This window comes from Parolsenella sp., from assembly GCF_982402205.1.
Window position 1 is genome coordinate 1 of record NZ_CEVYAT010000112.1, and the last position, 5379, is coordinate 5379.

Genomic DNA, 5379 nt, shown 5'->3' on the forward strand with positions numbered 1-5379 from the left:
TGGGCTGCGCCCCCGTGCTCGAGTTCTTCCGCCGCGGCATCCCCGTGTGCATGGGCACCGACGCCTACACCCATGACATGCTCGAGAGCCTCAAGGTCTTCCTCATCATCCAGCGCCACAACGCCGCGATGCCCAACGTGGGCTGGGGCGAGGCCATGACCATGCTGTTCAAGAACAACTACGCGATGGCCTCCAAGTACTTCGACCGCAAGATCGGCGCCCTCACGCCCGGCGCCGCGGCCGACGTCATCGTCATGGACTACCCGGTCTTTACGCCCTTCTCCGACGAGAACATCGACGGCCACATGCTGTTCGGCATGATGGGCAAGAACTGCCGCACCACGATCGTCAACGGCAAGGTTCTCTACAAGGACCGCGAATTCGTGGCCTTCGACGAGGAGCGCATCAACGCCTGGACGCTCGAGCAGTCCAAGAAGCTCTGGGGTACGCTCAACAACCGCACCTACTAGGTAACCTCGGGCCGGCTCGCCGGTCCGTGAGCCCGGCGCCCCCTTGTGGGCGTCGGGCAAACCGCGTCTGGGCCGGGGAGCCCGGGCGCGGCAGACGACCTCCGCGGGGCCGTCGCGCGCGGGTGCCACCCGCGCGTTATTCAACTCGCCCATGCCGCGCGGTCTCGGCTGGGCAGGAGAGGAGCTCACAATGAGCGACATCATGAGGCCGATCCCGTTCGCACGGCTTATGGACTGGATCCTCACCGAGAACACCGAGAAGGGAAGCATCTTCGGCGTTCGCAAGATCGTGCGTCACGAGGGCGGCGCCGACCCGATCTTCGCCGAGAAGATCGAGACCCCCTTTGGCCCGGCCGCGGGCCCCAACAGCCAGCTCACGCAGAACATCGTTGCCTCCTACGTTGCCGGCGCCCGCTTCTTCGAGCTCAAGACCGTCCAGGTCATAGACGGCGCCGAGCTGTCGAAGTGCGTCGCCAAGCCCTGCATCGTGGCTGAGGACGAGTGCTACAACTGCGAGTGGTCGACCGAGCTCGAGGTCCCGCAGGCCATGAGCGAGTACATCAAGGCCTGGTGGGCCTGCAAGCTGCTCGCCCGCGAGCTTGGCCTGGGCGACCCCAACGGCTTCGTCTTCAACATGAGCGTGGGCTATGACCTCGAGGGCATCAAGAGCGCCAAGGTCGACGCCTACATCGAGGGCATGAAGGACGCCTCCAACACCGCCGTCTGGGCCGAGTGCCGCGACTGGGCCCTCGCCAACCTCGACCGCTTCGAGCACGTCGACGCCGACTTCGTCAACTCTGTGAGCCCGCACGTCTCGAGCTCCGTCACCGAGTCGACGCTTCATGGCTGCCCGCCCGACGAGATCGAGCGCATCGCCACCTACCTCATCACCGAGAAGGGCCTCAACACCTACATCAAGTGCAACCCGACCCTTCTGGGCTACGAGTACGCCCGCGAGCGCCTCAACAGCCTTGGCTTCGACTACATCGCCTTCGATGACAAGCACTTCGTCGAGGACCTGCAGTGGGCCGACGCCGTGCCGATGTTCAAGCGTCTCATCGCCCTCACGCAGGAGCGTGGCCTCGCTTTTGGCGTCAAGCTCACCAACACCTTCCCGGTCGACGTAACCCGCAAGGAGCTGCCGAGCGAGGAGATGTACATGTCCGGCCGCTCGCTGTACCCGCTGACTATCCACCTTGCCCAGAAGATCTCCTCCGAGTTCGATGGCAAGCTGCGCATCTCCTACTCCGGCGGTGCCGACGCCCAGAACATCAAGAGCCTCTACGGCGCGGGCATCTGGTCTATCACCATGGCCACGACCGTCCTGAAGCCCGGTGGCTACGAGCGCTTCAGCCAGATCTCGCACGTCCTCGAGGGCGTCGAGCGCAAGGACGAAGTCGACGTCGCCGCCGTGACCGCCCTTGACGAGGCCGTCGCGGCCGACCCCAAGTACAACAAGCCCATCAAGCCGGTTCCAAGCCACAAGCTCGACTGGCCGCTGCCGCTCACGAACTGCTTCACCTCGCCCTGCCGCAACGGCTGCCCCATCGAGCAGGACATCCCGGCCTACCTGGCCGCCGTTGACGAGGGTCGCCTGGCCGACGCCCTGGCCATCATCGCCGAGCGCAACGCCCTGCCCTTCATCACCGGCAACCTCTGCCCGCACCCCTGCGGCACCAAGTGCATGCGCGCCTTCTACGAGCCCGAGGGCGCTGCCATCCGCGCCTCCAAGCTCAAGGCCGCCCGCGGTGGCATCGACGAGCTGCTGGCCTCCATCAAGGCCAACAAGCCCGAGTCCGTCGAGGGCGCCCAGGGCAAGAACGTCGCCGTCATCGGCGGCGGCCCGGCCGGACTGGCCTGCGCGTTCTTCCTGACGCGCGCCGGCGCCAAGGTCACGATCTTCGAACGCAGGGACACCCTGGGTGGCGTCGCCCGCCACATCATCCCGGCGTTCCGCATCGCCGACGAGGACATCGACCGCGACGTCGAGCTGTGCTGCGCCTTTGGCGCCGAGGTCAAGCTCGGTGTCGAGGTCAAGAGCGTCGACGAGCTCAAGGCTGCCGGCTACACCGACGTCGTGGTCTGCTGCGGTGCCTGGGCTCCCGGCCACGTGGGCCTCGAGTACGGCGAGGAGATCGACGTCCTCGATTTCCTCGGTGCCGCCAAGCGCGGCGAGGACCTCTCGAGCCTCGGCTCCGACGTCGTCATCGTGGGCGCCGGCAACACCGCCATGGACGCCGCCCGCGTCGCCAAGCGCCTTCCGGGCGTCGAGAACGTCCGCATCTGCTACCGCCGCACCAAGCGCTACATGCCCGCCGACGAGGAGGAGCTCGCCGAGGCCCTCTCCGAGGGCGTCGAGCTCGTCGAGCTCGTTGCCCCCAAGGGCGTGCGTGACGGCGTCCTGACCTGCGACAAGATGGTCCTGGGCGAGCCCGACGAGTCTGGCCGCCGCAGCCCCGTTGCCACCGGCGAGACCATCGAGGTCCCGGCCACCGCGGTCATCTGCGCCGTGGGCGAGCACATCGAGGGCGACCTCTACGAGGCCGCCGGCGTCGAGACCGACCGCCGTGGCCGTCCGGCCGGCTGCGCCACCGGCGTCGAGGGCGTCTGGGCTGCCGGAGACTGCCGCCGTGGCCCCGCCCGCTTCGTCGATGCCATCGCCGACGCCCAGCAGGTTGCCAAGCAGATGTGCGGCGTCGACTTCTCCAAGTACTCCGAGGCCAACGTCCGCGCCGGCCACGAGGCCAGCTGCTACGAGCGCAAGGGCGATCTGCGCCTGGGCTGCGCCGGCTGCCAGAACAACTCCGGCTGCCTTGGCTGCGCCACCGTCTGCGAGGCCTGCTGCGACGTCTGCCCCAACCGCGCCAACGTCTCCATCACCGTCCCGGGCCTTGCTCAGCACCAGGTCGTCCACGTCGACGGCATGTGCAACGAGTGCGGCAACTGCGCCGTGTTCTGCCCGTGGAGCGGCCGCCCGTTCAAGGACAAGCTCACGCTGTTCTGGAGCGCCGAGGACATGGGCAACTCCGAGAACCGAGGCTTCCTGCCCCAGGCCGACGGCACCTTCCTCGTTCGCCTCAAGGACGGCATCGGCTCCTACGACGTCGATGACGCCAACTGCGGCCTGCCCGAGGAGGTTCGCCTGACGATTGCCGCCGTGCGCGACAACTACGCCTACCTGCTCGCCAAGTAGCATGCGTTAGGCGGCCGGGCGTCCCTCCCGCGCCCGGCCGCATCTTCTAGGGAGTTATGGACAGTATTGGACGCGCGGGCGCGGACGCATGTGCCTGCGCCCGCGCGTCCCGCGAGAAACGAAAGGCCGTGCCATGGCCTACGACAAGCATAAGTACGATCAAGCGAAGGCCCCCACCAAGCCGGGCGCGCCCAAGCGTCCGAGAAAGCCCCGCCCGATTGCCGTCGTCATGTGCGCCGGCGGCTGCGACCTGCAGGGCTGCAAGCAGGGCTGCATCGGTTGCGCCACCTGCGTGGGCGTCTGCCGCAAGAATGCCATCCACATCAACGAGCGCGGCGTCGCCGTCGTCGACCGCGACGCCTGCATCGGCTGTGGCCTGTGCGTACGCTCCTGCGAGCAGAAAGTCATCCAGCTCGTCGAGCGCGAGTTCACGATCACGGCGCGCTGCTCCAACACCGAGAAGGGCTCCGACGCCAAGCTCGAGTGCGACAACAGCTGCATCGCCTGCGGCGCCTGCGAGCGAGCCTGCCCGTCCGGCGCCATCCACGTGGTCGACAACCACGCCGTGATCGACTGGGCGCACTGCATTGCCTGCGGCATGTGCGCCACCAAGTGCCCCAGAAACGTCATCCGCGATGCCTTTGGCATCGTGGCCGAGAAGTAGGGAGGAGAAGACGATGGCATCTGAGTACACGCTGCACATCAACGGCAGCGACTACACCACCACAGAGAACAAGCCGCTCCTTCGCTACCTGCGCGACGACCTCAAGCTCACGAGCGTCAAGGACGGCTGCTCCGAGGGCGCCTGCGGCACCTGCACCATCATTGTTGACAACCAGGCTGTCAAGTCCTGCGTCCTCACCACCAAGCTCGCCCAGGGCCACGACATCGTGACCATCGAGGGTCTCACCGAGGAGGAGCAGGAGGCGTTCGTCTATGCCTTTGGCGTCGCCGGCGCCGTTCAGTGCGGCTTCTGCATCCCGGGCATGGTCATGTGCGGAGCGGCCCTGTGCCGCCGCGAGCCCGATCCCTCGGGCCCCATGATCGCCCAGGCCATCAAGGGCAACGTCTGCCGTTGCACCGGCTACAAGCGCATCCTCGTGGCCATCAAGCTCGCCGCCGCCATCCTGCGCGGAGACGAGAAGATCGACCCGGCCGCCGAGCGTGGTGACAACTACGCCGTGGGCGAGCAGATCTTCCGCGTCGACGTCCGCCGCAAGGTGCTTGGCTTTGGCAAGTACCCCGACGATATGGACGAGCGAGACTTCCCGGGCATGGCCTACACCTCGGCCATCCGCTCCAAGTACCCGCGCGCCCGCGTGCTGTCGATCGACGCGAGCAAGGCCGAGGCACTTCCCGGCGTCCTGGGCGTGCTCACCGCCGCAGACGTGCCCCACAACCAGGTGGGCCACCTCATCCAGGACTGGGACGTCATGATCGCCGAGGGCGACATTACCCGCTGCGTGGGCGACGCCATAGCGCTGGTCGTGGCCGAGGACGCCAAGACCCTCGAGCGCGCCAAGAAGCTCGTGAAGATCAGTTACGAGGAGCTCGAGCCCATCCGCTCCATCGAGGAGGCCAAGGCCGAGGACGCGCCCAAGATCCACGACAGCTTCTTTGCCTTTGGCAACACGGTCGAGCTCAAAGACAACGTCTGCCAGAGCCGCCACGTCACCCGTGGCGACGCCGCGACGGCCCTCGCCAACTCGGCATTCA

The 5379-nt window shown here is 67.0% G+C and carries 4 protein-coding genes; all 4 read left to right on the top strand.

The window, feature by feature from the left end; all coding sequences use genetic code 11:
• Nucleotides 1-470 (top strand): amidohydrolase family protein (locus AC1VTH_RS06340; RefSeq protein WP_481335328.1); only part of this gene is annotated, 470 nt, incomplete at its 5' end.
• 190 nt (nt 471-660) lie between these two features.
• Nucleotides 661-3663: a putative selenate reductase subunit YgfK gene (gene ygfK, locus AC1VTH_RS06345; RefSeq protein WP_481335330.1), complete on the top strand. Its 3003-nt coding sequence runs from the start codon at nt 661-663 to the stop codon at nt 3661-3663.
• Nucleotides 3664-3796: 133 nt separating this feature from the next.
• A complete protein-coding gene (locus tag AC1VTH_RS06350) occupies nt 3797-4327 on the top strand; it encodes a 4Fe-4S binding protein (protein WP_481335331.1) in 531 nt (176 codons plus the stop codon).
• Nucleotides 4328-4340: 13 nt separating this feature from the next.
• Nucleotides 4341-5379, top strand: a 1039-nt coding sequence (locus tag AC1VTH_RS06355; RefSeq protein WP_481335333.1) for a 2Fe-2S iron-sulfur cluster-binding protein, incomplete at its 3' end; no start/stop codon positions are given.